Source organism: Pseudomonas sp. TH21 (genome assembly GCF_016651025.1).
GTDB classification, from domain to species: Bacteria; Pseudomonadota; Gammaproteobacteria; order Pseudomonadales; family Pseudomonadaceae; genus Aquipseudomonas; species Aquipseudomonas aylmerensis.
Map to the genome: position 1 here is coordinate 2,485,797 of NZ_JAEKEQ010000001.1, position 26,386 is coordinate 2,512,182.

The following is a 26,386-nucleotide window of genomic DNA, read 5'->3' on the forward strand; positions in this document are numbered from 1 at the left end:
AGGGTGCCGCCGATCACGTCGGTGGCACCTCGCGTCCTTCAGGCGTCGCCGCCCGCTAGGGTGTTGGGCGGATCATGGCTTCCGGCCGTACGTGCTGGGCGTATGCCTCGGCACTGATCAACCCCAACCGGACCGCCGCTTCCTTCGGTGTCAGCCCCTCGTCCGCAGCCTTGCGGGTGATCTGCGCCACACGGTCATAGCCCAGCACCGGGTTGAGTGCCGTGGCCAACAACAGCGAATGCTCGACGTTGTGCGCGAGTTGCGCGCGATTGACCTCCAGGCCACTGAGCAACCTGTGGCTGAACAGGCTGACGGCGTCCGTCAGCACCTCGATCGATTGCAGCAGATTGTGGATCAGCACCGGCTTGGCCACATTCAACTCGAACGTGCTCGACGCGCCCGCCAGGGTGATGGTGGTGTGATTGCCCATGACCTGCATGGCCGCCTGCACCAGCACTTCAGCGATGGTCGGGTTGCGTTTGCCGGGCATGATCGAGGAGGTCAGGCCATCGTCCGGCACGATCAATTCCCCCAGGCCGCAACGCGGACCCGAGCCGAGCAGGCGAATATCGTTGGCGATCTTGGTCAGTGACACGGCCAGCACGTTCAGCGCGCCGGAGGCTTCCACCAACGCATCGTGAGTGCCCATGCCTTCGAATTTGCACGGGTTGGTTGCAAAGGCGACGCCGGTGAGCTGACTGATTTCTTCGCAGAACGCCACATCGAATCCCACCGGCGTATTCAAGCCGGTCCCCACCGCCGTGCCGCCCTGGGGCAACAGGCACAGGCGCGGCATGCAACCTTCGAGGCGTGCAATGCCGTGCTGGATCTGCTGGGCAAACGCCCCAAATGCCTGGCCTTGGCTCATCGGCACGGCATCCATGAGGTGCGTGCGGCCAATTTTCAGCACGTCCTGCCAGGTGTCGGCCTTGGCCTTCAGTTCGTTGTGCAGCTGGCCCAGCGCGGGCAGCAGGCGCCCGCGCAGTTCCAGCACGGTGGTCAGGTGCATCACCGTCGGAAAGCTGTCGTTGGACGACTGCGAGCGGTTCACGTGGTCGTTGGGGTGCACCGGTGACTTGCTGCCCAGTTCACCTCCCAGCATCAGGTTGGCGCGGTTGGCGATCACCTCGTTGGCGTTCATGTTGGTCTGGGTGCCGGAGCCGGTCTGCCAGATCGACAGCGGGAAGTGCTGGTCGAAAGCGCCGTCGGCCAAGGCCTCGGCCGCCTGTTCGATGGCGTCCGCCAGGGCCGGGGCCAGTGTGCCGAGCCGCGCATTGGCGCGGGCACAGGCGCGCTTTTGCTGGCCGAAGGCGCGGATCAGGCTGGCGGGAAACGGCTGCTTGCTGCCGAAGACCTGCAGGGCCCGCTGGGTTTGTGCGCCCCACAGGCGGTCGGCCGGGATTTCGACGGGGCCGAACGCATCGTGTTCGATTCGTGTACTGGACATCCCTATGCTCCGTTAAAGCGCCGCGCCGGCGGGGCGGCCGAGGACACGTTGATATTCATCCTGGGCGGTCTGTTGGGAAAACTCGCCGGACCATTTCGACACCACCACCGTGGCCACGCTGTTGCCGATGGTGTTGCAGGTGGCGATGGCCATGGACATGAAGCGGTACACCCCGAACAACAGCGCCAGGCCTTCGGCCGGCAGCACGCCGATGGCCGTGACGGTGGCGGCGAACACCACGAAGCTGCCACCCGACACTGCCGCCGCGCCCTTGGAGGTCACCAGCATGATCGCGATGATGCCCAGCTGTTGTTCCCAGCTCAGCGGCACGCCGTAGGCGTTGGCGATAAACAGCACGCACAGCGACATGTAGATCGAGGTGCCGTCGAGGTTGAACGCATAGCCGGTGGGCAGCACCAGGCCGACGCTCTGTTTGGAACAGCCGAACTTCTCGAGCTTCTGCAGCAGGCGTGGCAGCGCGCTTTCCGACGATGCGGTACCGAGCACGATGAAGATTTCATCCTTGATATACGTGAGGAAGCGCCACAGGCTGAAGCCGCTCAGGCGGCACACCGCGCCGAGTACCACAAAGATGAAGAACGCGATGCCGACGTAGAACATCAACACCAGGTTGGCCAGGGACATCAGCACCGCCGTGCCGTTGCTGCCGACCGCATAGGCCACCGAGCCGAAGGCGCCGAGCGGCGCGAACTTCATGATCAGGTTGATGAACTCGAAGAAGCACTCCGAGATGCGGTTCAGGCCATCTTCGATGACTTCGCGGCGCTCGGGCTTGAGGGCCAGCAGGGCGAAGCCGAACAACACCGAGATCACCAGCACCTGCAACAGCTGGCCGCCGGCGAAGGCGCCGACGAAATTGTCGGGGAAAATGCCGTAGATAAAGTCCATGGTCGAGGCCGGTGCGTGCCCCTTGGCCACCGCGGCGGTGGTGGCGGCAGCGGCAGCGGCGCTCGGGTGGGCGTCATGCATGCCGGAGCCGATCTGCAGCAGGTTGCCCCACAACAGGCCGATGGCCAGGGCGATGGTCGACACCACTTCGAAGTAGATCAATGCACGCAGGCCTACTTTGCCGACGCGCTTGATATCGCCGGCCGAGGCAATGCCGTGGACCACGGTGAAAAACACCAGCGGCGCGACGGCGGTCTTGATCAGCTTGAGGAAGATATCGCCAAGGATCTTGAAACTGGCAGCCAGTTCCGGGGCGAGAAAGCCGAAGGCGATCCCCAGGAACATCGCGGCGACGACCTGGAAGGTCAGGTCCTTGTAGAGCGGTTTTTTTGCGGGGGTGGATGACATGTCTGTGATCTCATTGTTGTTATGGTTCGGCGACGTAAAGCGCAGGTAACCCCCTGCGGGAGCCGGCAAGCCGGCCCCTGCAAGGTCAGCGTTTTACCGCACCCTGGCGCGCGAGCGCGATATCGACCATCTGCGGCGCCAGCCCCAGGTAATTGGCCGGGTCGGTCAGGCGTTGCAGTTCGGCGAGGTCCAGTTGCGCGGTGGCTTCACCCTGGGCGAGCAGGGCGTCGAGCAGGCTGGTGCCCTGGTCGTTGGCCATGCGGCAGGCGGCGTACACCACGTCGTGGGCCACCTGGCGGCCGAGCGCCGGGGCGAGTCCCATCATCACGGCTTCGGCGACGATCAGGCCCTGGGTCATGTCGAGGTTCTTGCGCATGCGCTCGGGGCGCACTTCCAGGCCGGCGAGCATGAAGGTTGCCTGCCCCAGGGACGCGGCGCTGAGGGCAAAGGCTTCCGGAATGGCGATCCATTCGGCCTGCCACGGGCCGGTGGAGCGTTCGAAATCCTGGATCATCGCATCGAGCATCAGCCCGGCGTGTTGACGCACACCCTTGGCGGCGGCGTACATCAGTTCGCAGGAAATCGGGTTGCGCTTCTGCGGCATGGTGCTGCTGGCGCCACGGCCCTTGACGAAGGGCTCATACACTTCGCCCAGTTCGCTGGTCATCATCATCATGATGTCGAGGGCGATCTTGCCCAGGGAACCGGTGACCAGGCCAAGGAAGTTCAGGGTTTCTGCCAGCCCATCGCGGGCCACGTGCCAGGTGGCTTGCGGCACGCCCAGGCCGAGTTCGGCCATCAGCGCTGCCTGCACATCCAGGCCTTTGTCGCCGAGGGAGGCGAGGGTGCCGGCGGCCCCGGCGAACTGGCCGATTTCGACGCGTGGGCGCAGTTCCACCAGGCGCTCGGCGTGGCGGTCGAACATGCTCAGCCAGACCGCGCATTTGTAGCCGAAGGTGATCGGCAGCGCGTGCTGCAAGTGGGTACGGCCGGCCATCGGCGTGTCGCGGTAGCGCTGCGCGAGGCCGGCGAGCAGGCCGCGTACCGCCTGGATGTCACGCTCGACGATGGCCAGCGCAGCGCGCACCTGCAGGACCACGGCGGTGTCCATGATGTCCTGGGTGGTGGCGCCCCAATGTACGTATCGGCCGGCTTCGCCGCAGATCTTCGAGAGTTGCTCCACCAGCGGCAGGATCGGGTACCCGACGATCTCGGTCTCGTGCTGCATCAGCGCCAGGTCCAGCGCCTGGTACTGCGACAGCGCAGCGATCTGCTCGGCCGCCTCGGCAGGGATCACCCCGCAACGCGCCTCGGCGCGGGCCAGGGCCACTTCCACTTCGATGTAACGCTCGATCAGCGCTTTATCGGAAAACACACCGCGCATTTCGGCGGTGCCGAACATGTCACGGAACAGGGCGGAATCAAAAACGGTACTCGACATGGGAAAACCCTATTTGTTATTTTTAAACCATACATATTTAATATGTCCGTACATTATGATTGCGCCTGGACTGATACACTGTCAACTCGACAGCGAGGGTAAGAATGGAAAGCGTGAGCCAGAGGCGTTATGCGGCAGTTGCCAAGGACTTGATCGAGCAGATCGGCAGCGGTCATTACCCGGTAGGGTCGTTGTTGCCGACTGAATTCGAGCTGTGCTCGCTGTACGCGGTCAGCCGCCACACGGTGCGCGCGGCCATCGACCAGTTGCAGGGGCAGGGCATGGTCTCGCGCCGCAAGCGTGTGGGCACGCGGGTCGAAGCCGCCTCGCCGCAGGGCGGCTATTCCCAGGCAATGGCCTCGGTGGCCGACCTGGTGCAGGTGGCCGAGACGCATATCCGCGATATCCAGGGCGTGCGGGAGTTTGTCGCCGATATCGCCCTGGCCCGGCGCCTGGGGCTGGAACCGGGCGGGCATTATTTCTGTGTGTCGAGCATCAAGGTCGATGCCAGCGCCGGCAATGCGCCGTTGTGCTGGACCGATGTGTACGCCGAACAGGCGTTTGCCGAGGTGATCCCCGACGCGCGCAAGCACCCCGACGAACTCATTGCCGCGCTGATCGGCAAGGCCTTCTCGCGGCCTATCGAGGTGGTTGACCAACAGGTGCGCCCGGTGCAGTTGCCCGCCGAGCTGGCTGCCAGCCTCAAGGCGCAGGGCGGCGCGCTGGGGTTGAACATCATCCGCCAATACCGCGATGAAGCCGGGGCTGTGATTGCGGTGTCGGAAACGGTCTACCCCGCCGACCGTTTCACCCTGACCATGCAGATGAAACGCGACAAGCTCTGAGCCCATACGTCATCCAACGTATTTCCCGATTGGGCTGGCCCGATGAGACTGGATTGAACGCAATGTCATCCGTCCAGGAGCCAGCCCATGACCGAAACGCTGATCAAAGTCGACCTCAACCAACCCGTCACCGAGAACGAGCAGATCCACAACCGCTGGCACCCGGATATCCCGATGGCGTGCTGGGTGAAGCCGGGCGACGACTTCATCCTGGAAACCTACGACTGGACCGCCGGCGCCATCAAGAACAACGATGACGCCAGCGATGTGCGCGACGTCGACCTGTCCACCGTGCATTACCTCTCCGGCCCGGTGGGCGTGCATGGCGCCGAGCCGGGTGACCTGCTGGTGGTGGACCTGCTCGATATCGGCGCCAAGGCCGATTCCCAGTGGGGTTTCAACGGCTTTTTCTCGCGCCAGAACGGCGGCGGTTTCCTCACCGATCACTTCCCCAGCGCACAAAAAGCTATCTGGGATTTCAAGGGCATGTTCACCAGCTCGCGGCACATTCCGGGGGTGAATTTCGCCGGCCTGATCCACCCCGGCCTGATCGGCTGCCTGCCTGACCCGGTGATGCTCGCCGACTGGAACCGCCGCGAGCAGGAACTGATCGACACCAACCCGACCCGCGTGCCACCGCTGGCCAACGCACCGCTGGCCGCCACCGCCCATATGGGCAAGCTCAAGGGCCAGGCCCGTGACGATGCCGCCGCCACCGGTGCTCGCACGGTGCCGCCGCGCGAGCATGGCGGTAACTGCGATATCAAGGATCTGTCACGCGGCTCGAAGATCTTCTTCCCGGTCTACGTCAACGGCGCCGGGCTGTCGGTGGGGGACTTGCACTTCAGCCAGGGCGACGGCGAAATCACCTTCTGCGGCGCCATCGAAATGGCCGGCTGGGTGCACATGAAAGTCGAGCTGATCAAGGGCGGCATGGCCAAGTACGGCATCAAGAACCCGGTCTTCAAGCCGAGCCCGATCACGCCGAACTACAAGAACTACCTGATCTTCGAAGGCATCTCGGTCGACGAGCAGGGCCAGCAGCACTACCTGGACGTCAACGTCGCCTACCGCCAGGCGTGCCTGAATGCGATCAACTACCTGACCAAGTTCGGCTACTCGCCGGCCCAGGGCTATGCGCTGCTCGGTTCGGCGCCGGTGCAGGGACACATCAGCGGCGTGGTCGACATCCCGAATGCCTGCGCGACCCTGTGGTTGCCCACGGAGATCTTCGAGTTCGATATCAACCCCAACGCCAACGGCCCGACGCGCTTCCTCGACGGCAGCATCGACCTGCCCATTGCCCCGGACCTGTAGCCATGCCGACCTACGAATACGCCTGCGACACCTGCGGCACCTTCACCCAGTTGCGGCCGATTGCCCAGCGCCACGCGCCCAGCCAGTGCCCGTACTGTGCCGGGCCCGGCGGGCAGCTGTTGGTGTCGGCGCCAGCCCTGCAAACGCTGTCGGCCAACCAACGCAAGGCCATCGCCGGCAACGAGCGCAGCGCCCACGCGCCGCAGACTGTCGGCGAATACCAGGAAAGTCGCCGGCACCCGGCGGGTTGCAGTTGCTGCGGCACCAGTAAGGCGGTGCTGCCGAGCAAGGCCAACCCGCTGGGCCTCAAGACCAAGACCGGCCCCCGGCCGTGGATGATCAGTCACTAGGAGAGTTGCAATGCGCCATGGCGACATTTCCAGCAGCCCGGACACCGTCGGTGTAGCGGTGGTGAACTACAAGATGCCGCGCCTGCACAGCAAGGCCGACGTCATCGACAACGCCAGGAAGATCGCCGACATCATTGTCGGCATGAAACAGGGCCTGCCGGGCATGGACCTGGTGGTGTTCCCGGAATACAGCACCATGGGCATCATGTACGACCACGACGAGATGATGGCCACCGCCGCAAGCATCCCCGGTGAGGAGACCGCGATTTTCTCGGCGGCGTGCCGCCAGGCCAACACCTGGGGCGTGTTCTCCCTGACCGGCGAGCGCCACGAGGAGCATCCGCACAAGGCGCCCTACAACACCCTGGTGCTGATCAATAATCTCGGCGAGATCGTGCAGCGCTATCGCAAGTGTATTCCCTGGTGCCCCATCGAGGGCTGGTATCCGGGCGATCGCACTTATGTGTGCGAAGGCCCGAAGGGCATGAAGATCAGCCTGATCATCTGCGACGACGGCAACTACCCGGAGATCTGGCGCGATTGTGCAATGAAGGGCGCGGAGTTGATCGTGCGTTGCCAGGGCTATATGTACCCGGCCAAGGAGCAACAGGTGCAGATGTCCAAGAGCATGGCCTGGGCCAACAACTGCTATGTGGCGGTGGCGAATGCGGCAGGGTTCGACGGGGTGTATTCGTACTTCGGCCACTCGGCGATCATCGGTTTCGACGGGCGCACCCTGGGCGAGTGCGGCGAGGAGGAGATGGGCATCCAGTACGCCCAGCTGTCGGTTTCGCAGATCCGCGATGCGCGGGCCAATGACCAGTCGCAGAACCACCTGTTCAAGCTGTTGCACCGTGGCTACACCGGCATGCACGCCTCGGGCGATGGCGACAAGGGCGTGGCCGACTGCCCGTTCGAGTTCTACCGCACCTGGGTGCTGGATGCGCAAAAGGCCCAGGAGAACGTGGAGAAAATCACCCGCAGCACGGTGGGTGTCGCCGAATGCCCGGTGGGGCAATTGCCCCATGGCGGTAAAGAACAGACGCAGGGGTAGGGCATGCGTTTTACCTTCGAACCGGCCCAGGTCATGGCGTTGCTGCGCAGCCGCATCGTCGGCCAGCAGGCGGCGCTGGCCCAGGTGGAAAGCTTGCTCAAGGTGGTCAAGGCCGACATCGGCGAGCGTGACCGGCCGCTCAGCGTCAACCTGTTCATGGGGCCGACCGGGGTCGGCAAGACCGAAATCGTGCGCCTGCTGGCCCAGGCGCTGCACGGGCGCGCCGACGGTTTTTGCCGCATCGACATGCACACCCTGGCCCAGGAGCATTACGCCGCCGCACTGACTGGCGCACCGCCGGGCTATGTGGGCAGCAAGGAAGGCATCAGCCTGTTCAACAGTGAATTGATCCAGGGCACCTACAGTCGACCCGGCATCGTGCTGTTCGACGAATTGGAAAAGGCCAGCCAGGAGGTCGTGCGCAGCCTGCTCGGCATTCTCGAAAACGGCCAGCTGACCCTGGCCGGTGGCACGCGCACCCTGGACTTTCGCAACAGCCTGATCTTCATGACCAGCAACATCGGCGCGCAACAGGCGCGCCGGCATCGCCAGCGCTTTGCCCAGGGCTGGCGGCGGGTGCTGCGGGTGTTTGCGCGTGGCGAGGCGGCGGTGCTCGAAGACGCACTGCACGGGCATTTCGAGCCGGAGTTTCTCAATCGCATCGACCGCATCCTGATGTTCGAGCCCATCGACGCCCAGTGGTTGGAGGCTTTGCTGGACGTGGAGTTGAACAAACTCAATCAACGCCTCGCGGCGCAGCAGCGCTCATTGAGCGTGGATGCGCAGGCGCGGGCGTGGTTGTGTCGCGAGCATGATGTGCGTTTTGGCGCGCGGGCATTGGCGCGCAGGCTGCGTGTCGAATTGGAGCCGGCGATTGCCGAGTGTGTATTGCGCGGCGAAGCCCGGCACCTGCATGCGACGCTTCACCAGGGTTGCCTGGTGGTTGCGTGCAGCGGCGGATAAACCACGGGAAGCGGGGATCCAATTACGGTATAACCCTCGGACGCTTTCGCTCTTCGAGGCCCCGTTTTTCATGCAAAGCCCCATGCAACGCCCGCTGTGGCAGGTCTACCTGATCTTTCTGGCACCGATGGTGCTGTCCAACTTCCTGCAGAGTTTTTCCGGCACGCTCAATGGTATCTATGTCGGGCAAATGCTCGGCACCCAGGCGCTGGCGGCGGTGTCGGGGATGTTCCCCATCGTGTTCTTCTTCATTGCCCTGGTGATTGGCCTGGGGGCGGGCGCCTCCGTATTGATCGGCCAGGCCTGGGGCGCCCAGGAAACCGGCATGGTCAAGGCGATTACCGGCGCCACCCTGACGCTGGGCGCGTTGGTGGGGCTGGTCGCGGCGGTGCTGGGCAGCCTGTTCGCCCGCCCGGCGCTGCAAGCCTTGGGCACCCCGGTGGATGTGCTCGACGACGCGGTGGGCTACGCCCAGATGATGATGTTGATCATGCCGCTGTTGCTGGTGTTCATCCTGTACACCCAGTTGTTGCGCGGGGTCAGCGACACGATCTCGCCGTTGTTGGCGCTGATGGTCTCGACCCTGGTCGGCCTGCTGCTGACCCCGGCGCTGATTCGCGGCTGGATCGGCCTGCCGCCCCTGGGCATCCAGAGTGCGGTGTACGCCGGCCTGGTGGGCAACGCCGCGGCGATGCTGTTCCTGATCCTGCGCCTGCGGCATAAAAACCACGTGATGGCGCCGGACCGTGAACTGCTGGCGGCCTTGCGCCTGGACCGTGCGATTTTGGCCAAGGTCCTGCGCATCGGCCTGCCTACCGGCCTGCAGATGGTGGTGTTATCGCTGTCGGAGTTGGTCATTCTTGCCCTGGTCAACAGCCATGGTTCGCAGGCGACGGCGGCCTATGGCGCGGTGACGCAAATCGTCAACTACGTGCAGTTCCCGGCGCTGTCGATTGCCATCACTGCCTCGATCCTCGGTGCCCAGGCGATTGGCGCCGGTCGCCTGGAGCGTATCGGGCCGATCTTGCGCACCGGGCTGCTGATCAACACCTGCCTCACCGGTGGCCTGATTGTGCTGGGGTATGTCCTGTCGCACTGGTTGCTCGGTTTGTTCATCACCGACGACGCGGCGCGGGCAAATGCCGAGCACCTGTTGCACATCATGTTGTGGAGCATCCTGGTATTCGGTTTCCAGGCGGTGATCGGCGGGATCATGCGCGCCAGCGGCGTGGTGCTGATGCCGGTGGTCATCTCGATTTTCTGCGTGCTGTGCGTCGAGTTGCCGATGGCCTACCTGCTCAACGCCCACTTCGGGCTGGAAGGCGTGTGGATGGCGTTTCCGGTGACCTACCTGGCGATGTTGGGCTTGCAGACCGCGTATTACCGGTTGGTGTGGCGGCACAAGCAGATCAAGCGGCTGGTCTAGCGCGGTTTATTGCTTCAAGCCGCGCAACAGCAGTTCCAGGCTCTGCAGGCCTTCTTCGAGGCGTTCGCCCGGGTGTGCATCCCGGGCGATCCACAGCGCGGTGTTGACCAGGCTGCCATTGATCAACTGCGCCAGCGCGGCGCTCGGTGCCTGCGGGATCACACCGTTGTGCATCAAGGCATCGAGCCGTTGGCGCAGGGATTCCACACAGTGCTGCTGGGAGCCGGTGTCACCCAATACGGCCGGCGCATCCTGCAGTACGATGCGCTGGATCTCCGCGTCCTGGGCCATGCGCAAATACGCGCGGCAGCGTTCGCAAAAGCCCGACCAGGGGTCCGAAGCTTCGTCACTGAGGCGCTGCAAGTGGGCGTCCATCTCGCTGTCGAGCTGGGCAACGACCGCCGCCAACAGGCCTTTTTTATCGCCAAAGTGGTGATACAACGCCCCGCGCGTCAGGCCCGCGCGGGCGGTAAAGTCGTCCATCGAGGTATTCGCGTAGCCTTGGGTGGCGAAGGCCAGGCGCGCGCTGGCGATCAGCCGGGCGCGGGTGTCTTCGATTATTTCAGCACGGGCTCGGCTCATGGATAGGGCTCGCAATCGGCAAGTGAAGGATTGACATACGCTGCGTATGTTACGCATGCTTTGTCACATACGCACCGTATGTATTTTGCCTTGATCATTGCAGATAGCAAGTTGCAGGGCATTCAGGAAGAGGTAGAGCAGGATGGCAAACCCCTACGCCGAGTTGTTCCAGGTCCCCGGCGCCCGGGCTTTTGTACTCGCGGGCATGTTGGCGCGCATGCCGGTGTCAATGGCGGGCATCGGCCTGATCACCATGCTCTCGCAGGTGCACGGCGGCTACGGCCTGGCCGGTTCGGTGGCGGCGGTATTTGCCCTGGCGACGGCATTTTGCGCGCCGCAGGTGTCGCGCCTGGTCGACCGCTACAGCCAGGGTCGGGTGCTGCCGGTCGCCGCGTTGATCGGTGGCGGGGCGTTGCTGCTGTTGTTGCTGTGCACCCGTTTGCAGGCGCCGAACTGGACGCTGTTCGTGTTCGCGGCCCTGGCCGGCTGCATGCCGAATATGTCGGCGATGGTGCGGGCACGCTGGACCGAGTTGTACCGCGGCCAGCCCCAGTTGCAAACCGCGTTTGCCCTGGAGTCGGTGCTTGACGAGGTGTGCTTTATCATCGGCCCGCCGATTTCGGTGGGCCTCAGTGTGGTGCTGTTCCCGGAAGCCGGGCCGCTGGTCGCGGCGCTCTTGCTGGCCGTAGGCGTCACCACGTTCGTGCTGCAGCGCGAGACCGAACCGCCGGTACACGAACACCACGATCATCACGGCCGCTGGCTGATCGCGTCGCCTTCGGTATTGATCCTGATGATCCTGCTGCTGGCCATGGGCGTGATTGTCGGCGTGGTCGATGTGGTCAGCGTGGCCTTCGCCCAACAGCAGGGCCAGCCGGCGGCGGCGAGTATCGTGCTGTCGGTGTATGCCATCGGCTCGTGCCTGGCCGGGCTGGCGTTCGGTACCCTCAAGCTCAAGGCGCCGTTGCCCCGCCAGTTCCTGTACTGCGGCGTAGCCACGGCGCTGACCACCTTGCCGTTGCTGCTGGTGACCAACATCCCCGGCCTTGCCGTGGCAATCTTCATCTCCGGTCTGTTCTTCGCCCCGACGCTGATTGTGTCCATGGCGCTGGTAGAACAAATCGTCCCCCCAGCCGCCTCACCGAAGGCATGACCTGGCTGATCACCGGCCTGAGCATCGGCGTGGCCATCGGCGCCGCCAGCTCCGGCTGGATGATCGACCACTCCGGCGCGGCCAGTGGGTTCTGGGTGGCACTGGCGGCGGGGGCGGTGGTGCTGGGCTCAGCGGTGTTGGGGTTTCGACGGTTGGGCTGAGTATCCGCCACTGAGTAAGTCCTCTGCCGCCTCGCGAGAGGCGGCTTCCCATTCATGTTCGGTTTGCCCTTCATCGCTGACCCATGCGTCGACCGCGCCGGTAAGGCGCTTGTAGCGCCGATCACGCCAGCCCGCATTCCCCGCGGATATCCGCCTCCCATCCCCTCGCTAATTTTTCCCTCTGCGGTTCGTTTTATAGGGACGACGTGCCTTTGTGCTTCCTGCCTATTGCTCCGGACTCCAAGAAATGAATGCTGAAGACTCCTTGAAACTTGCTCGCCGGTTTATCGGGTTGCCCCTGGAAAAGCGCCAGCTATTCCTGCAGGCACTGCAGAAAGAAGGAGTGGATTTTTCGCGGTTTCCGATTCCGGCCGGGGTCGAGGTAGAGGATCGCGATGCGCTGTCCTACGCGCAGCAACGCATGTGGTTCCTGTGGCAGTTGGACCCGGGCAGCGGCGCCTACAACCTGCCGGGCGCGGTGCGGCTCAAGGGTGCGTTGAACCTGGACGCGATGCAGCAGGCGTTTGCCAGCCTGGTCGCGCGCCATGAAACCCTGCGCACCGTGTTCCAGCGCCAGGCCGATGAGCGCCTGTTGCAGGTGGCGGTGCAGCCGTCACTGGCCATCGAACAGCTGGACCTGAGCACGCTGGCCGTCGCCGAACGCGAGCAGGCCGTCAATGAAGCGGCGACCCACCAGTCGCTGCTGCCGTTCGACCTGGAGCACGGCCCGCTGCTGCGTGTGCAGTTGCTCAAGCTTGATGCGCAGGAACACGTGCTGCTGCTGACCCTGCACCACATCGTCTCCGACGGCTGGTCGATGAACGTGCTGATCGACGAGTTCATCCGCTGCTACGACGCCCATGAGCGCAACGAGGTGCCGCAGTTGCCGGCACTGCCGATCCAGTACAGCGACTATGCCCTGTGGCAACGCCGCTGGCTGGAAGCCGGGGAGCAGGCCCGCCAGCTGGAGTACTGGCAGGCGCGCCTGGGCGATGAGTACCCGGTGCTGGAACTGCCGACCGACCACGCCCGCCCGGCCATGCCCAGCTACCAGGGCACGCGGCATAACTTCGCGATTGACCCGGCGCTCGCCGCGCAGCTGCGCAGTTGTGCGCAAAAACACAACGTCACTTTGTTCATGCTGTTGCTCGGCGCGTTCAATGTGCTCCTGCATCGCTACACCGGTCAGGGCGATATCCGCGTCGGCGTGCCGATTGCCAACCGTAACCGCACCGAAGTCGAAGGGCTGATCGGCTTCTTCGTCAACACCCAGGTCCTGCGCACCGAACTCACCGGGCAAACCCGCGTCACCGAGCTGCTGCAAGGCATCAAGGAGCATGCCCTGGGCGCCCAGGCGCATCAGGAGTTGCCTTTCGAACGCCTGGTGGAAGCCCTCAAGATCGAGCGCAGCCTGAGCCATACCCCCTTGTTCCAGGTGATGTACAACCACCAGCCGGTGGTGGCCGACATCGCCTCGGTCAGCACCGCCTCCGGCCTGGAACTGGCCTTGGTGGAGTGGCAGGGGCGCACCACCCAGTTCGACCTGACCCTCGACACCTACGAAAAGTCCGGCACCCTGCATGCCGCCTTGACCTACGCCAACGACCTGTTCGACGCGCCGTCCATCGAGCGCATGGCCCGCCACTGGACCCGCCTGTTGCAGGCGATGGTCACCGATGGCGAGCAGCGCATCGGCGAATTGCCGATGCTGGCTGCCGATGAGCAACAGATCCTGGTGCACGCCTGGAATAACACCGCCGCAACCTACCCGACCGAGCGCGGCATCCATCAGCTGATCGAAGACCAGGTGCAGGCCACCCCCGACGCACCGGCGCTGGTGTTCGGCACGACCACGCTGACCTACGCCGAGCTCGACGCCCGCGCCAACCGGCTCGCGCATGCCTTGTGCGAGCAGGGCGTCGGCCCCGATGTGTTGGTGGGGATCTGCGTCGAGCGCTCGATCGAGATGGTGGTCGGCCTGCTGGCGATTCTCAAGGCCGGCGGCGCCTACGTGCCGCTCGACCCCGAATATCCGCAGGAACGCCTGGCCTACATGATCGAAGACAGCGGCATTGAGCTGCTGCTCAGCCAGCAGCGCCTGCTGGCATCGCTGCCCGCCGCCGGTATCCGCGTGATTGCCCTGGACCAACCTGCGCTGTGGCTCGACGGCTACAGCAGCGAATCGCCCGGCGTGGCCATCCACGCCTTGAACCTCGCCTACGTTATCTATACCTCCGGTTCCACCGGCAAGCCCAAGGGAGCCGGCAACAGCCATCGAGCGTTGGTCAACCGCCTGTGCTGGATGCAGCAGGCCTACGGGCTGGAGGCCAATGATGCGGTATTGCAGAAAACCCCGTTCAGCTTTGACGTGTCGGTCTGGGAATTTTTCTGGCCGCTGATGACCGGTGCGCGCCTGGTGGTGGCGGCCCCAGGTGAGCACCGCGAACCCGCACGTTTGATCGAGACCATCGGCCGGCACGCGATCACCACCTTGCACTTCGTGCCGTCGATGCTCCAGGCATTTATCCATGAACCGGGCGTGCAGGCCTGCACCGGCCTCAAGCGCATCGTCTGCAGCGGTGAAGCCTTACCGCTGGACGCACAGGTCCAGGTGTTCGCCAAGCTGCCGCATGCCGGGCTGTTCAACCTGTATGGCCCCACCGAAGCGGCCATCGACGTGACCCACTGGACCTGCGTCGACGAAGGCGCCGACAGCGTGCCCATCGGCCGCCCGATTGCCAACCTCGGCACCTACGTACTCGACGCCCAGCTCAACCCGGTCCCTGCCGGTGTGTGCGGCGAGTTGTACCTGGGCGGCACCGGGCTGGCGCGCAGTTATCACCGGCGACCGGCATTGACCGCCGAGCGTTTTGTGCCGAGTCCGTTTGGCGATGGCGCACGCCTGTATCGCACCGGCGACCGTGTGCGTCAACGGGCCGACGGCGTGATTGAATACCTCGGTCGCCTCGACCATCAGGTCAAGCTGCGCGGCCTGCGCATCGAGCTGGGTGAAATCGAGACACGCCTGCTGCAACACCCTGGCGTGCGTGAGGCCGTCGTGCTAGTGCAGGGCGGCAAGCAACTGGTGGCTTACCTGGTGCTGGAAGGCGAGGCGCCCAGCGACCTCAAGGCCTGGCTGCTCGGCAGTCTGCCGGAGTACATGGTGCCGACGCATATGGTCTACCTGGCCCAGTTGCCGGTGACCGCCAACGGCAAGCTGGACCGCAAGGCGCTGCCGGTGCCGGATGCTGCCGCGCAGCAGGCTTATGCCGCCCCGGAAAACCCTCTGCAGCAAGCCCTGGCTGCCGTCTGGAGCGATGTGCTCGGGGTCGAGCATGTCGGTCTGGATGACAACTTTTTCGAGCTGGGCGGCGATTCGATCATCTCCATCCAAGTGGTCAGCCGAGCGCGCCAGGCCGGGATTCGTCTCAGCCCGCGCGACCTGTTCCAGTACCAGAGCGTGCGCAGCCTGGCGCTGGTGGCGAGCGTCGAGCACGCGACGGTCATCGACCAGGGGCCCGTCAGTGGCGAGGTAATCCTCACGCCCGTGCAGCACAGCTTTTTCGAGCAGGCGATCCCGGCGCGCCAGCATTGGAACCAGTCGCTGCTGCTGACCCCGCGTGAAGCCCTGGAACCCGCGCGCGTTGAGGCGGCGTTGATCCAGGTGATCAACCATCACGATGCGCTGCGCCTGCGCTTTGTGCAGCAGGCCGAGGGCTGGCAGCAAGCCCATGCCGCGCCGATCACCGACCCGGCGCTGTGGCAATCCCGTGCTGGCGATGAAACCGAACTGGCCGCCCTCTGCGACGAGGCCCAACGCAGCCTCGACCTTGAACACGGCCCGCTGCTGCGCGCCGTGCTGGTCAGCATGGGCGACGGCACCCAGCGCCTGCTGCTGGTGATCCATCACCTGGTGGTGGACGGCGTGTCCTGGCGCATCCTGCTGGAAGACCTGCAGCACGCCTATGGCGCCGCGCCGCTGCCGGCCAAGACCAGCGCCTACCAAGTGTGGGGGCAGCAGTTGCAGGCCCATGCACAGACCCTCGATCACCAGTTGCCTTACTGGCAGGCACAGACCTCGGACGCCGACTTGCCCTGCGACAACCCGCAGGGCGGCCTGCAAAACCGCGTGGGCAGCAAACTCGAAATCCGCCTCAGTGCCGAACAGACGCGCCAACTCCTGCAGGACGCCCCGGCGGCCTATCGCACCCAGGTCAACGACCTGCTGCTGACAGCATTGGCGCGGGTGATCAGCCGTTGGAGCGAGCAGCCCGCTGCGCTGATCCAGCTCGAAGGGCATGGCCGTGAAGATCTCTTCGACAGCGTCGACCTGACCCGCACCGTCGGCTGGTTCACCAGCCTGTTCCCGGTGCGCCTGCAGGCGGGTGGTGAGTTGTCGAGTGCAATCAAATCGGTCAAGGAGCAACTGCGTGCGGTGCCGGATAAAGGCATTGGCTACGGCCTGTTGCGCTACATGGGCACGCCTGCTGCGCGCGACGCCTTGTCGGCACTCGCCGTGCCGCGCATCACCTTCAACTACCTCGGCCAGTTCGACCGCCAGTTCAACGAGTCGGCGCTGTTGGTACCGGCGCCCGAGGGCAGCGGCCAGGCCCAGGACCCGGAAGCACCGTTGGCCAACTGGCTGACCGTGGAAGGGCAGGTGTATGGCGGGGAGCTGTCGCTGCAATGGGGCTTCAGCCGCCAGATGTTCGAGGCCTCGACCATTCAAGGCCTGGTGGACGATTACCGGCATGAACTGTTGGCGTTGATCGCCCATTGCGTCGATCCGAAACAGGGCGGCCTGACACCGGCCGACGTGACCCTGGCCCGACTGACCCAATCCCAGCTGGACGATCTGGCGCTGCCCGCACGCGAGGTGCAGGACTTGTACCCGTTGTCGCCGATGCAACAGGGCATGCTGTTTCACAGCCTCTATCAACAGGGCGAAGAGGATGTCTACGTCAGCCAATTGCGCGCCGACGTGCAGGGGCTCGATGTGGCGCAATTCCAGCGCGCCTGGGCACAGGTGCTGGCACGACACGACATGTTGCGCACCGGCTTTGTCTGGCAGGACGACCAGGGCCAGGCGCTGCAGGTGGTGTATCGCCAGGTCGACATGCCGTTCGCCGAGTATGACTGGCGCGAGCGTCAGGACCTCGCCACGGCGCTGGATGAATTGGCCGCCGATCACCATCGCCAGGGCTTCGAGTTGGCGCGTCCGCCGTTGCTGCGCGTGGCATTGGTGCGCAGCGCCGAGGACCGTTGGCACTTGATCTACACCAGCCATCACATCCTGATGGATGGCTGGAGCAACGCCCTGGTGCTCAACGAAGTGCTGCAAGCCTGCAAGGGCCACGCACTGCCGCCGGTGGGCGCGGCGTTTTCCCAGCATATCGCCTGGCTGCAACAACAGGACCCGGCCATCGGCGAGACCTTCTGGCGCGAACGCCTGGCGCAGCTCGACGAACCTACGCACCTGGCGCGCAGCGTGGCCAAGACCGCAGCACCCCACGGCAGTGAATACGCTGAAATCCTCTGTGAACTGGATGAGGCCCAGACCCGGCGCCTGGCTGATTTCGCGCGTGCCCACCAAGTGACCCTCAACACCCTGGTGCAGTCGGCGTGGCTGTTGCTGCTGCAGCGCTACACCGGTCAATCCAGCGTCGCCTGCGGTGTCACGGTATCCGGGCGTCCGGCGCAGTTGGCGAATGTCGAGCAGCAAGTCGGCCTGTTCATCAATACCTTGCCGCTGATCGCAGCGGCCAATCCGGCGCAATCCGTCAGCGACTGGGTGCGAACGGTCCAGGCGCTCAACCTGGAAATGCGCGAGCACGAGCACACGCCGCTGTTCGATATCCAGCGCTGGGCCGGGTCGGCCGGCGAAGCGCTGTTCGACACCCTGGTGGTGTTCGAGAACTTCCCCGTCGCCAAGAGCCTGGAGCAAGCGGGCGAGGGCGGCCTGCGTTTCAGTCACGTGCGTCATCAGGAACGCACCAACTACCCGCTGACCCTCACCGTGCACGGGGGGCAGCGTTTGAGCCTGCACCTGGAGTACCTGTGCGCGGACCTTGCCACCGACGCCGTGCAACACATCGCGGCGTATCTGCAAGGGCTGTTGCAGCAGTTTGTCGATGCGCCCGGGCAGGCGTTAGGCGCGATCCCGCTGCTGTTGGCCGCTGAACACCAGCGCGTACTCACCGAGTGGAACCCGCCTCACGCCGCCCAACCGGCCCAGGCGAGCGTATTGCAGCGCTTTGAACAGCAGGCGGCAACTCAGCCGCATGCCATCGCGCTGATCCTCGATCAACAGCGCATGAGCTATGCCGAGCTGAATGCGCGCGCCAACCGCCTGGCCCATCGCCTGGTGGAACTGGGCGTGACCGCCGACACCCTGGTGGGGGTGGCGGTGGACCGCTCCCTGGACATGATCGTCGGCCTGCTGGCGGTGCTCAAGGCCGGCGGTGCCTATGTGCCGCTGGACCCCAAGTATCCGGCCGAGCGCCTGCAATGCATGATCGAGGACAGCGGCCTGCAGTTGCTGCTGACCCAACAACCGCTGCTGGACCAATTGCCGATCACAGCCAGCCTGAGCCTGGTCTGCCTGGAAGACCGGCACGATTGGTTGAGCGACTACAGCGCGCAAAACCTGTTGCCACGGGCACAGCCGGCGAACCTTGCCTACGTGATGTTCACCTCTGGCTCCACGGGCCGGCCGAAAGGCGTGGGCATCGACCTGGCGTCACTGGCGCGGCATGTGGAAGTGTTCAGCGAACTGTTTACGCTGCAGCCGCATGACCGTGTGCTGCAGTTCGGCACCTTCAACTTCGACGGTTTCGTCGAGCAGCTGTACCCGGCGCTGTGCTGTGGCGCAGCGGTAGTGGTACGCGGTGGCGACCTGTGGGACAGCGACACCTTCTACCAACAACTGCTCGACCACGATATCTCCGTGGTCGACCTGACCACCGCCTACTGGCTGCTGTTGGTGCGTGATTTTGCCGAGCGTGGCCCTCGCAACTACGGCCGTCTGCGCCAACTGCACATCGGTGGCGAAGCCATGCCGCCGGAAGGCCTCAGCGCCTGGCGCGAAGCGGGCCTGCAGCCTGTACGCCTGCTCAACACCTACGGCCCGACCGAGGCCACGGTGACCGCCACGGCACTGGACTGCGCGGCCTACGTCGATGGCCGCGAAGCCCTGCCATCGATGATGCCGATCGGGCGGGTGCTCGATGGCCGCGCCATTTACCTGCTGGACGCCAACCTCAACCCGGTGCCGGTGGGTGTCGCGGGCGAACTGGTGATCGGTGGGCCATTGCTGGCGCGCGGTTACTTCAACCGTCCCGACCTGACGGCGCATCGCTTCATTCCCGATCCGTTCTGCACCGACGGTGGCGGGCGCCTGTACCGCACCGGCGACCTGGCGCGCTATCGCGCCGACGGCATGATCGAGTACGTGGGCCGTATCGACCACCAGGTCAAGGTGCGCGGTTTCCGTATCGAATTGAACGAAATCGAAGCGCGCCTGCTGGCCCAACCCAGCGTGCGCGAAGCATTGGTGGTCGCCGCCGATAACCAGTTGGTGGGCTACATCGTCGCCAGCCACGCACTGGACGAGGCCCAGCAAGTCGAGTTGCTCACTCAGCTCAAGGCCACGCTGCGCGCGGAGCTGCCGGACTACATGGTGCCGGCGCACCTGCTGTTGCTCGCGCACCTGCCGCTGAGCCCCAACGGCAAGCTGGACCGCGCCGCGCTGCCCAAGCCGGATGCCAACCAGGCGCGGGTCGATTGGCTGGCACCGGTTACCGAGGTGCAGCAACAGGTCGCGGCGATCTGGGCCCAGGTGCTGGGCGCCGAGCGGGTAGGGCTCAACGATCACTTCTTCGAGAGGGGTGGGCACTCGTTGCTCGCCACGCAGATGGTGTCCCGCGTGCGGCATGGCCTGGGCATCGAGGTGGCACTCAAGAGCGTGTTCGAGCAGCCGGTGCTGGCAGATTTCGTCGCGGCACTGGGCACCCGTGCTGCCACGGCGCCCGCGATGCTGGCGGTCGGGCGTGAGCAGCCGCTGGCGCTGTCCTTCGCCCAAGAGCGCCAATGGTTCCTGTGGCAACTGGACCCGCGCAGCGCTGCCTACCACGTGCCCGCCGCCTTGCACTTGCGCGGTCGACTGGACAGTGCCGCGCTGGAAAACGCCTTCCAGGCGCTGGTGCAACGTCATGAGCCGTTGCGCACCACGTTTGCGGAAAGGGGCGAGCACACCTGGCAGGTCATTCACCCGGACCTGGCGATTGCCATCGAGCGCCAGCGCGTCGAGGCGCCGGATATCGAACACGCCGTGGCGCAGGAAATCCAGCGCCCGTTCGACCTGGTCAACGGCCCGCTGATGCGCGTCGCACTGCTGCAGATCGACGCCGAGCACCATGTGCTGGTCATCACCCAGCACCACATCATCTCCGATGGCTGGTCGATGCAAGTGATGGTCGACGAACTGGTCGCGCTGTATCAGGGCCACGCCCGGTTGCCGTCCCTGGCGCTGCAGTACGCCGACTATGCCGTTTGGCAGCGCGACTGGATGGCGGGCGGGGAAACCCAGCGTCAACTCGATTACTGGTGCACGCACCTGGGTACCGAGCATCCGCTGCTGGAATTGCCCCTGGACCACCCGCGCCCAGCGGTGCAAAGCCACCGCGGTGCGCGCCAGCAGATCCATCTCGACACCCGCCTGGTCGCCGAACTGAAGGCACTCGCCCAGCGTCAGGACGTGACCCTGTTCATGTTGCTGCTCGCCTCGTTCCAGACCCTGCTGCACCGCTACAGCGGCCAGTCCGAGATCCGTGTCGGCGTGCCGATTGCCAACCGCAACCGCCTTGAAACCGAACGCCTGATCGGCTTTTTCGTCAACACCCAGGTGCTCAAGGCCGACCTGTACGGGCAGATGCGCTTTGACCAGTTGCTGGCCCAGGTCAAGCAACGCGCCCTGGACGCCCAGGCCCATCAGGACTTGCCGTTCGAACAACTGGTGGAAGCCCTGCAGCCGGAGCGCAGCCTCAGCCATAACCCGCTGTTCCAGGTGATGTTCAACCATCAGGACAACCTGCGCCAAGGCGCGGTGCAACTGCCCGGCCTGGACCTGCAACCGGTGGACTGGGCCGGCCACACCACTCAGTTCGACCTCAACCTGGAGACCGAAGAGTCCGCCGACGGCCTGTGGGCCTCCCTGACCTACGCCACCGACCTGTTCGACGCCGCGACCCTGCAGCGCATGGCCGGTCACTGGCAGAACCTGCTGCACGCCGTGGTACGCGATGCCGCTCAGGTCTTGGATGAGCTGGCGATGCTCAGCGCGCCGCAATCCCGGCAACTGCTCGAAACGTGGAACCACACCGCCGTCGAATTTGCGCGCGAGCGCTGTGTGCAGCAATTGTTCGAAGCGCAGGCGCTGGCGCATCCTCAGGCCATCGCGCTGCATTTCAACGGCCAAGCCCTGAGCTACGCCGCGCTCAATCGCCGCGCCAACCGCCTGGCTCATCGCCTGATCGCGGCGGGTGTCGGCCCTGACGTGTTGGTTGCCGTGCATGTGGAGCGCTCCCTGGACATGGTGGTCGGCCTGTTGGCGACCCTCAAGGCCGGTGGCGCCTATGTGCCGCTCGACCCGCAGTTCCCGGCGGATCGCCTGGCCTTCATGCTTGAGGACAGCCGCGCCCGGGTGCTGCTGACCCAGTCGCACCTGATCGGGCGCCTGGCGCAACCGCAGGGCCTGCAGGTGCTGCTGGTCGACGATGTCGATGCCGACGACTACAACCCGCAGGTTAGCGTCACGCCGGAGCACTTGGCGTACGTGATCTACACCTCTGGTTCCACCGGCAAACCCAAGGGCGTGATGGTGCGGCACCAGGCGCTGTGCAGCTTTACCTGCGGCATGGCCACGACGTTGGACATGGGTGCGCAGGCGCGGGTACTGTCGCTGACCACGTTCTCGTTCGACATCTTCGCCCTGGAGCTGTACGTGCCACTGACGGTCGGTGCCACGGTGCTGTTGAGCGATCAGGCGATGGCCCTCGACCCGGAGGCCATTCTCGACCTCGCGCACAGCCAGTCCGCCAATGTGCTGCAAGCTACGCCGTCGACCTGGCGCATGCTGCTGGAAAGCCCGCGTGCCGATCAGTTGCGCGGCATCAAGGCCCTGTGCGGCGGCGAAGCCCTGCCGGCCGATCTGGCCCAACGCATGCTCGACCTGCAAGGTCCGGTGTGGAACCTGTATGGCCCCACCGAAACCACGATCTGGTCGGCGGCCCATCGTTTGTCGCAGGCGCAGCCTTTTGTCGGGCGTCCCATCGCCAATACCACCTTGTTCATCCTCAACGCCGGGCTCACGCCATGCCCGTTGGGTGCATCCGGCGAACTGCTGATCGGCGGTGTCGGCCTGGCACGCGGTTACCACGCGCGGCCAGCGCTGACGGCCGAGCGCTTCGTGCCCAACCCCTACGGTGCACCGGGCGAACGCCTGTACCGTACCGGCGACCTGGCGCGCTACCGTGACGACGGCGTGGTCGAATACATCGGCCGGGTCGACCACCAGGTCAAGGTGCGCGGTTTCCGTATCGAACTCGGCGAAATCGAAGCCTGCCTGCGCGAGCAGCCTGGCGTTCGCGAAGCCGTGGTGCTGGCCGACGACGACCGCTTGATCGCTTACCTGGTCAGCTCGGCGGCGCAAGCCCCGCAGGCGTACCAAGCCGCCTTGCGCGAGCGCCTGCCGGACTACATGGTGCCGGCACACCTGATGTTCCTCGACAGCCTGCCCCTGACCCCCAACGGCAAGCTCGACCGCAAGGCGTTGCCGAAGGTCGATGCCAGCCTGTGGCGCAAAGGCCATGTGGCACCGGTCTCCGAGCGCGAAAAACAGGTCGCGGCGATCTGGGCCGACGTGCTGGATGTGCCGCAGGTCGGCCTCGACGACCACTTCTTCGAGCTGGGCGGGCACTCGCTGCTGGCCACGCGGGTGGTGTCGCGGGTCCGCCAGGCGCTGGCGCTGGAAGTGGCGCTCAAGTGCCTGTTCGAACACCCCTTGCTGGGCGACTTTGTCGCGTCCCTGGGCGAAGAGCGCGTGGCTGCGCCGGCGTTGCTCAAGGTTGATCGCGACCAACCGCTGCCGCTGTCCTATGCCCAGGAGCGCCAATGGTTCCTCTGGCAACTGGACCCGCACAGCGCCGCGTATCATATCCCCAGCGCCTTGCGTTTAAAGGGCACGCTGGACCAGGCGGCACTGCAACGCAGTTTCGACACCTTGCTCGCCCGCCATGAAAGCCTGCGCACCCATCTGCGCCAGGACGCGGCGGCCACGGTGCAGGTCATCGAAGACTCGGGCCTGATCGACATCGAGCTGGCCGACACCGATGAAGCCGGGCTCAAGGCGCAGGTCGCCGCCGAGGTCGCACAGCCGTTCGACCTGCTGCGCGGGCCGTTGCTGCGGGTCAAACTGCTGCGCCTGGCCACGGACGACCACGTGCTGGTGCTGGTGCAGCACCATATCGTCTCCGATGGCTGGTCGATGCAGCTGATGGTCGAAGAGCTGGTGCAGCTCTACGCGGCCTTCAGCCAGGGGCAGACGCCGGACCTGCCGGCGTTGCCGATCCAGTACGCCGACTACGCCGTGTGGCAGCGCCACTGGATGGAGGCCGGAGAAAAGACGCGTCAGCTGGCGTACTGGCAAGGTTTGCTGGGCGGCGTGCAGCCGGTGCTGGAATTACCGTTCGACTACCAGCGCCCGGCCGTGCAAAGCCATCGCGGGGCGCGCCTGGGGATTGAGCTGCCGGCCGCGCTGCTGGGCGGTTTGCGCAACCTGGCGCGCGACGCCGGGGTGACCTTGCCGATGGTGTTGCTGGCGTCCTACCAGGCCTTGCTGCACCGCTACAGTGGCCAGGAAGATGTGCGCGTCGGCGTGCCGATTGCCAACCGCAACCGTTTGGAAACCGAAGGGCTGATCGGCTTCTTCGTCAACACCCAGGTGCTCAAGGCCGACATCCATGGGCAAATGAGCGTCGAGCAGTTGTTGCAGCAGGCGCGCCAGCGTTCCCTTGAGGCCCAGGCCCATCAGGACCTGCCGTTCGAGCAACTGGTCGAGGCCCTGCAACCGGAGCGCAGCATGAGCCTGAGCCCGTTGTTCCAGGTGCTCTTCAACCACCGTGTGACCTCTGCCGGCCTGCATCTGCAGGGCTTGACCGACCTCGACGTCGAAGTACTCGGTTGGGATGAAGGCGTCGCCCAGTTCGACCTGGCGCTGGACGTAGAAGAAAGCCAGGCCGCGCTGCGTGCGTCCCTGAGCTACGCCACCGACCTGTTCGCCCCGGCAACCATCGAACGCATGGCTGGCCACTGGCAGAACCTGTTGCAGGCGATGGTTGCCGATCAGCAGCAGACTGTCGGCCAACTCAACCTGCTGGGTGCGGATGAGCAACGGCACATCCTGCAGCTGTGGGACCAGACCGACGCCGGCTTCTCGGCCCAGCGCCTGGTTCACGAGTTGGTGGCCGATCGCGCCCGGGAAACCCCGGCGGCGGTGGCGGTCAAGTTCGATGCACAAACCCTGAGCTATGGCGAGCTGGACCGCCAGGCCAACCGCCTCGCCCATGCGCTGATCGCCCGTGGTGTCGGCCCGGAAGTGCGCGTGGCCATCGCCATGCCGCGCAGTGCCGAAATCATGGTGGCGTTCCTCGCGGTAATGAAAGCCGGCGGCGTGTATGTGCCGCTGGATATCGAATACCCCCGCGACCGCCTGCTGTACATGATGCAGGACAGCCGCGCGCAATTGCTGCTCACCGACAGCCGCGCGTTGCAGCAACTGCCGATCCCGGCAGGATTGACCAGCCTGGCGATTGATCGCACTGAGGAGTGGGCGGGGTTCAGCGACACGGCGCCCGATGTGAAGCTGGACGGCGACAACCTCGCCTACGTGATCTACACCTCCGGCTCCACCGGCATGCCCAAGGGCGTGGCGGTGTCCCACGGCCCGTTGGTGGCGCACATCATCGCCACCGGCGAGCGTTATGAAACCTCGCCGGCCGATTGCGAACTGCACTTCATGTCGTTCGCCTTCGACGGCTCCCACGAAGGCTGGATGCACCCGTTGATCAACGGCGCGAGCGTGCTGATCCGCGATGACAGCCTGTGGCTGCCCGAGTACACCTACGAACAGATGCACCGTCACAACGTGACCATGGCCGTGTTCCCGCCGGTGTACCTGCAACAGCTGGCCGAACATGCCGAGCGCGACGGTAATCCACCGAAGGTCCGTGTGTACTGCTTCGGCGGTGACGCGGTGGCGCAGGCCAGCTACGACCTGGCCTGGCGTGCACTCAAGCCGACCTACCTGTTCAACGGCTATGGCCCGACCGAAACCGTGGTCACGCCGTTGCTGTGGAAAGCGCGTAAAGGCGACCCGTGCGGCGCGGTCTATGCACCGATTGGCACCTTGCTGGGCAACCGCAGCGGCTACGTGCTCGACGCGCAGCTCAACCTGCAACCGATCGGCGTCGCCGGTGAGCTGTACCTGGGCGGCGAGGGCGTGGCGCGCGGTTACCTGGAGCGTCCGGCACTTACCGCCGAGCGCTTCGTGCCGGACCCCTTCGGCAAACCGGGTAGCCGCGTGTACCGCAGCGGTGACCTGACCCGTGGGCGCCCGGATGGCGTGGTGGACTACCTCGGTCGTGTCGACCATCAGGTGAAAATCCGTGGCTTCCGCATCGAACTGGGCGAAATCGAAGCGCGCCTGCGTGAGCAGGACAATGTCGGCGAAACCGTCGTGGTGGCCCAGGAAGGCCCGACCGGCAAACAGCTGGTGGCTTATGTGGTGCCGGCCGACGCCAACCTGGCCGACCAGGCCGAGTTCCGCGACAGCCTGCGCCGCGCCCTGAAAACCCGCCTGCCGGACTACATGGTGCCGACGCACTTCATGTTCCTCGCGCAGATGCCGCTGACCCCCAACGGCAAGCTCGACCGCAAGGGGTTGCCCGAGCCGGATGCAAGCCTGCTGCAACAGGCCTATGTGGCCCCCGAAAGCGAGCTGGAACAACAGATCGCCGCGATTTGGGCCGAGGTGCTGCGCCTGCCGCAGGTGGGCCTGAACGACAACTTCTTTGAAGTCGGCGGTCATTCCTTGCTGGCGATCCAGATCACCTCGCGGGTGCAGGCCGAACTGGGCCTGGAAGTGCCGCTGGTGGAAGTGTTCCAGACCGAAACGCTGCGTGCCTACGTACAGGCCGCCGCCACTTTCCGCGCCGGCAGTGCGGAAGATTTTGATGACCTTCGTGACTTTCTGAGCGAACTAGAGGCGATTTGAC

Annotated in this window: 11 protein-coding genes and 1 pseudogene; 8 read left to right on the plus strand and 4 right to left on the minus strand. The window is 65.0% G+C overall.

Features of this window, described 5'->3' with window-relative positions; translation table 11 throughout:
• Positions 1-55 precede the first annotated feature (55 nt).
• The 3 genes from JFU04_RS11220 to JFU04_RS11230 all read right to left on the minus strand — a co-directional run bounded on the left by JFU04_RS11220 (position 56) and on the right by JFU04_RS11230 (position 4,205).
• The gene (locus JFU04_RS11220) at positions 56-1,447 is read right to left on the minus strand and encodes a class II fumarate hydratase (RefSeq protein WP_201144089.1); all 1,392 of its coding nucleotides are present in this window, start codon (positions 1,445-1,447) and stop codon (positions 56-58) included.
• A gap of 12 nt (positions 1,448-1,459) precedes the next feature.
• Complete coding sequence (locus JFU04_RS11225; RefSeq protein ID WP_065906053.1) at positions 1,460-2,764, minus strand: cation:dicarboxylate symporter family transporter; 1,305 nt, start codon at positions 2,762-2,764, stop codon at positions 1,460-1,462.
• An 85-nt stretch (positions 2,765-2,849) separates the two neighbouring features.
• Complete coding sequence (locus JFU04_RS11230; protein WP_065906055.1) at positions 2,850-4,205, minus strand: class-II fumarase/aspartase family protein; 1,356 nt, start codon at positions 4,203-4,205, stop codon at positions 2,850-2,852.
• Between the two features lie 113 nt (positions 4,206-4,318).
• On the opposite strand from JFU04_RS11230, the gene JFU04_RS11235 reads away from it, so the two are divergent.
• The 6 genes from JFU04_RS11235 to JFU04_RS11260 all read left to right on the plus strand — a co-directional run bounded on the left by JFU04_RS11235 (position 4,319) and on the right by JFU04_RS11260 (position 10,160).
• On the plus strand, positions 4,319-5,050 hold the full coding sequence (locus JFU04_RS11235) for a GntR family transcriptional regulator (RefSeq protein WP_201144090.1): 732 nt from the start codon (positions 4,319-4,321) through the stop codon (positions 5,048-5,050).
• 87 nt (positions 5,051-5,137) lie between these two features.
• Positions 5,138-6,367, plus strand: coding sequence for a formamidase (fmdA, locus tag JFU04_RS11240; protein ID WP_106804309.1), 1,230 nt, complete (start codon positions 5,138-5,140; stop codon positions 6,365-6,367).
• Between the two features lie 2 nt (positions 6,368-6,369).
• Positions 6,370-6,717, plus strand: coding sequence for an FmdB family zinc ribbon protein (locus JFU04_RS11245; protein WP_065906060.1), 348 nt, complete (start codon positions 6,370-6,372; stop codon positions 6,715-6,717).
• Between the two features lie 10 nt (positions 6,718-6,727).
• Entirely contained in the window at positions 6,728-7,771 is a 1,044-nt protein-coding gene (locus JFU04_RS11250; protein ID WP_120448258.1) for an aliphatic amidase, read from the plus strand.
• 3 nt (positions 7,772-7,774) lie between these two features.
• Positions 7,775-8,734 carry an AAA family ATPase gene (locus tag JFU04_RS11255; RefSeq protein WP_201144091.1) on the plus strand — a complete coding sequence of 320 codons (960 nt, stop codon included), beginning with the start codon at positions 7,775-7,777 and terminating at the stop codon, positions 8,732-8,734.
• Between the two features lie 70 nt (positions 8,735-8,804).
• Complete coding sequence (locus JFU04_RS11260; protein WP_106804306.1) at positions 8,805-10,160, plus strand: MATE family efflux transporter; 1,356 nt, start codon at positions 8,805-8,807, stop codon at positions 10,158-10,160.
• A 6-nt stretch (positions 10,161-10,166) separates the two neighbouring features.
• On the opposite strand, the gene JFU04_RS11265 is transcribed toward JFU04_RS11260, so the two are convergent.
• On the minus strand, positions 10,167-10,742 hold the full coding sequence (locus JFU04_RS11265; RefSeq protein ID WP_201144092.1) for a TetR/AcrR family transcriptional regulator: 576 nt from the start codon (positions 10,740-10,742) through the stop codon (positions 10,167-10,169).
• Between the two features lie 142 nt (positions 10,743-10,884).
• On the opposite strand from JFU04_RS11265, the pseudogene JFU04_RS11270 reads away from it, so the two are divergent.
• A pseudogene (locus JFU04_RS11270) lies at positions 10,885-12,056 on the plus strand (MFS transporter).
• A 247-nt stretch (positions 12,057-12,303) separates the two neighbouring features.
• Complete coding sequence (locus tag JFU04_RS11275; RefSeq protein ID WP_201144093.1) at positions 12,304-26,385, plus strand: non-ribosomal peptide synthase/polyketide synthase; 14,082 nt, start codon at positions 12,304-12,306, stop codon at positions 26,383-26,385.
• Position 26,386: the final 1 nt, after the last annotated feature.

Coding starts and splice junctions, on each gene's coding strand:
- JFU04_RS11220 (WP_201144089.1), bottom strand. CDS start 1,447: ATGTCCAGTACACGAATCGAACACGATGCGTTCGGCCCCGTCGAAATC.
- JFU04_RS11225 (WP_065906053.1), bottom strand. CDS start 2,764: ATGTCATCCACCCCCGCAAAAAAACCGCTCTACAAGGACCTGACCTTC.
- JFU04_RS11230 (WP_065906055.1), bottom strand. CDS start 4,205: ATGTCGAGTACCGTTTTTGATTCCGCCCTGTTCCGTGACATGTTCGGC.
- fmdA (WP_106804309.1), top strand. CDS start 5,138: ATGACCGAAACGCTGATCAAAGTCGACCTCAACCAACCCGTCACCGAG.
- JFU04_RS11245 (WP_065906060.1), top strand. CDS start 6,370: ATGCCGACCTACGAATACGCCTGCGACACCTGCGGCACCTTCACCCAG.
- JFU04_RS11250 (WP_120448258.1), top strand. CDS start 6,728: ATGCGCCATGGCGACATTTCCAGCAGCCCGGACACCGTCGGTGTAGCG.
- JFU04_RS11255 (WP_201144091.1), top strand. CDS start 7,775: ATGCGTTTTACCTTCGAACCGGCCCAGGTCATGGCGTTGCTGCGCAGC.
- JFU04_RS11260 (WP_106804306.1), top strand. CDS start 8,805: ATGCAAAGCCCCATGCAACGCCCGCTGTGGCAGGTCTACCTGATCTTT.
- JFU04_RS11265 (WP_201144092.1), bottom strand. CDS start 10,742: ATGAGCCGAGCCCGTGCTGAAATAATCGAAGACACCCGCGCCCGGCTG.
- JFU04_RS11275 (WP_201144093.1), top strand. CDS start 12,304: ATGAATGCTGAAGACTCCTTGAAACTTGCTCGCCGGTTTATCGGGTTG.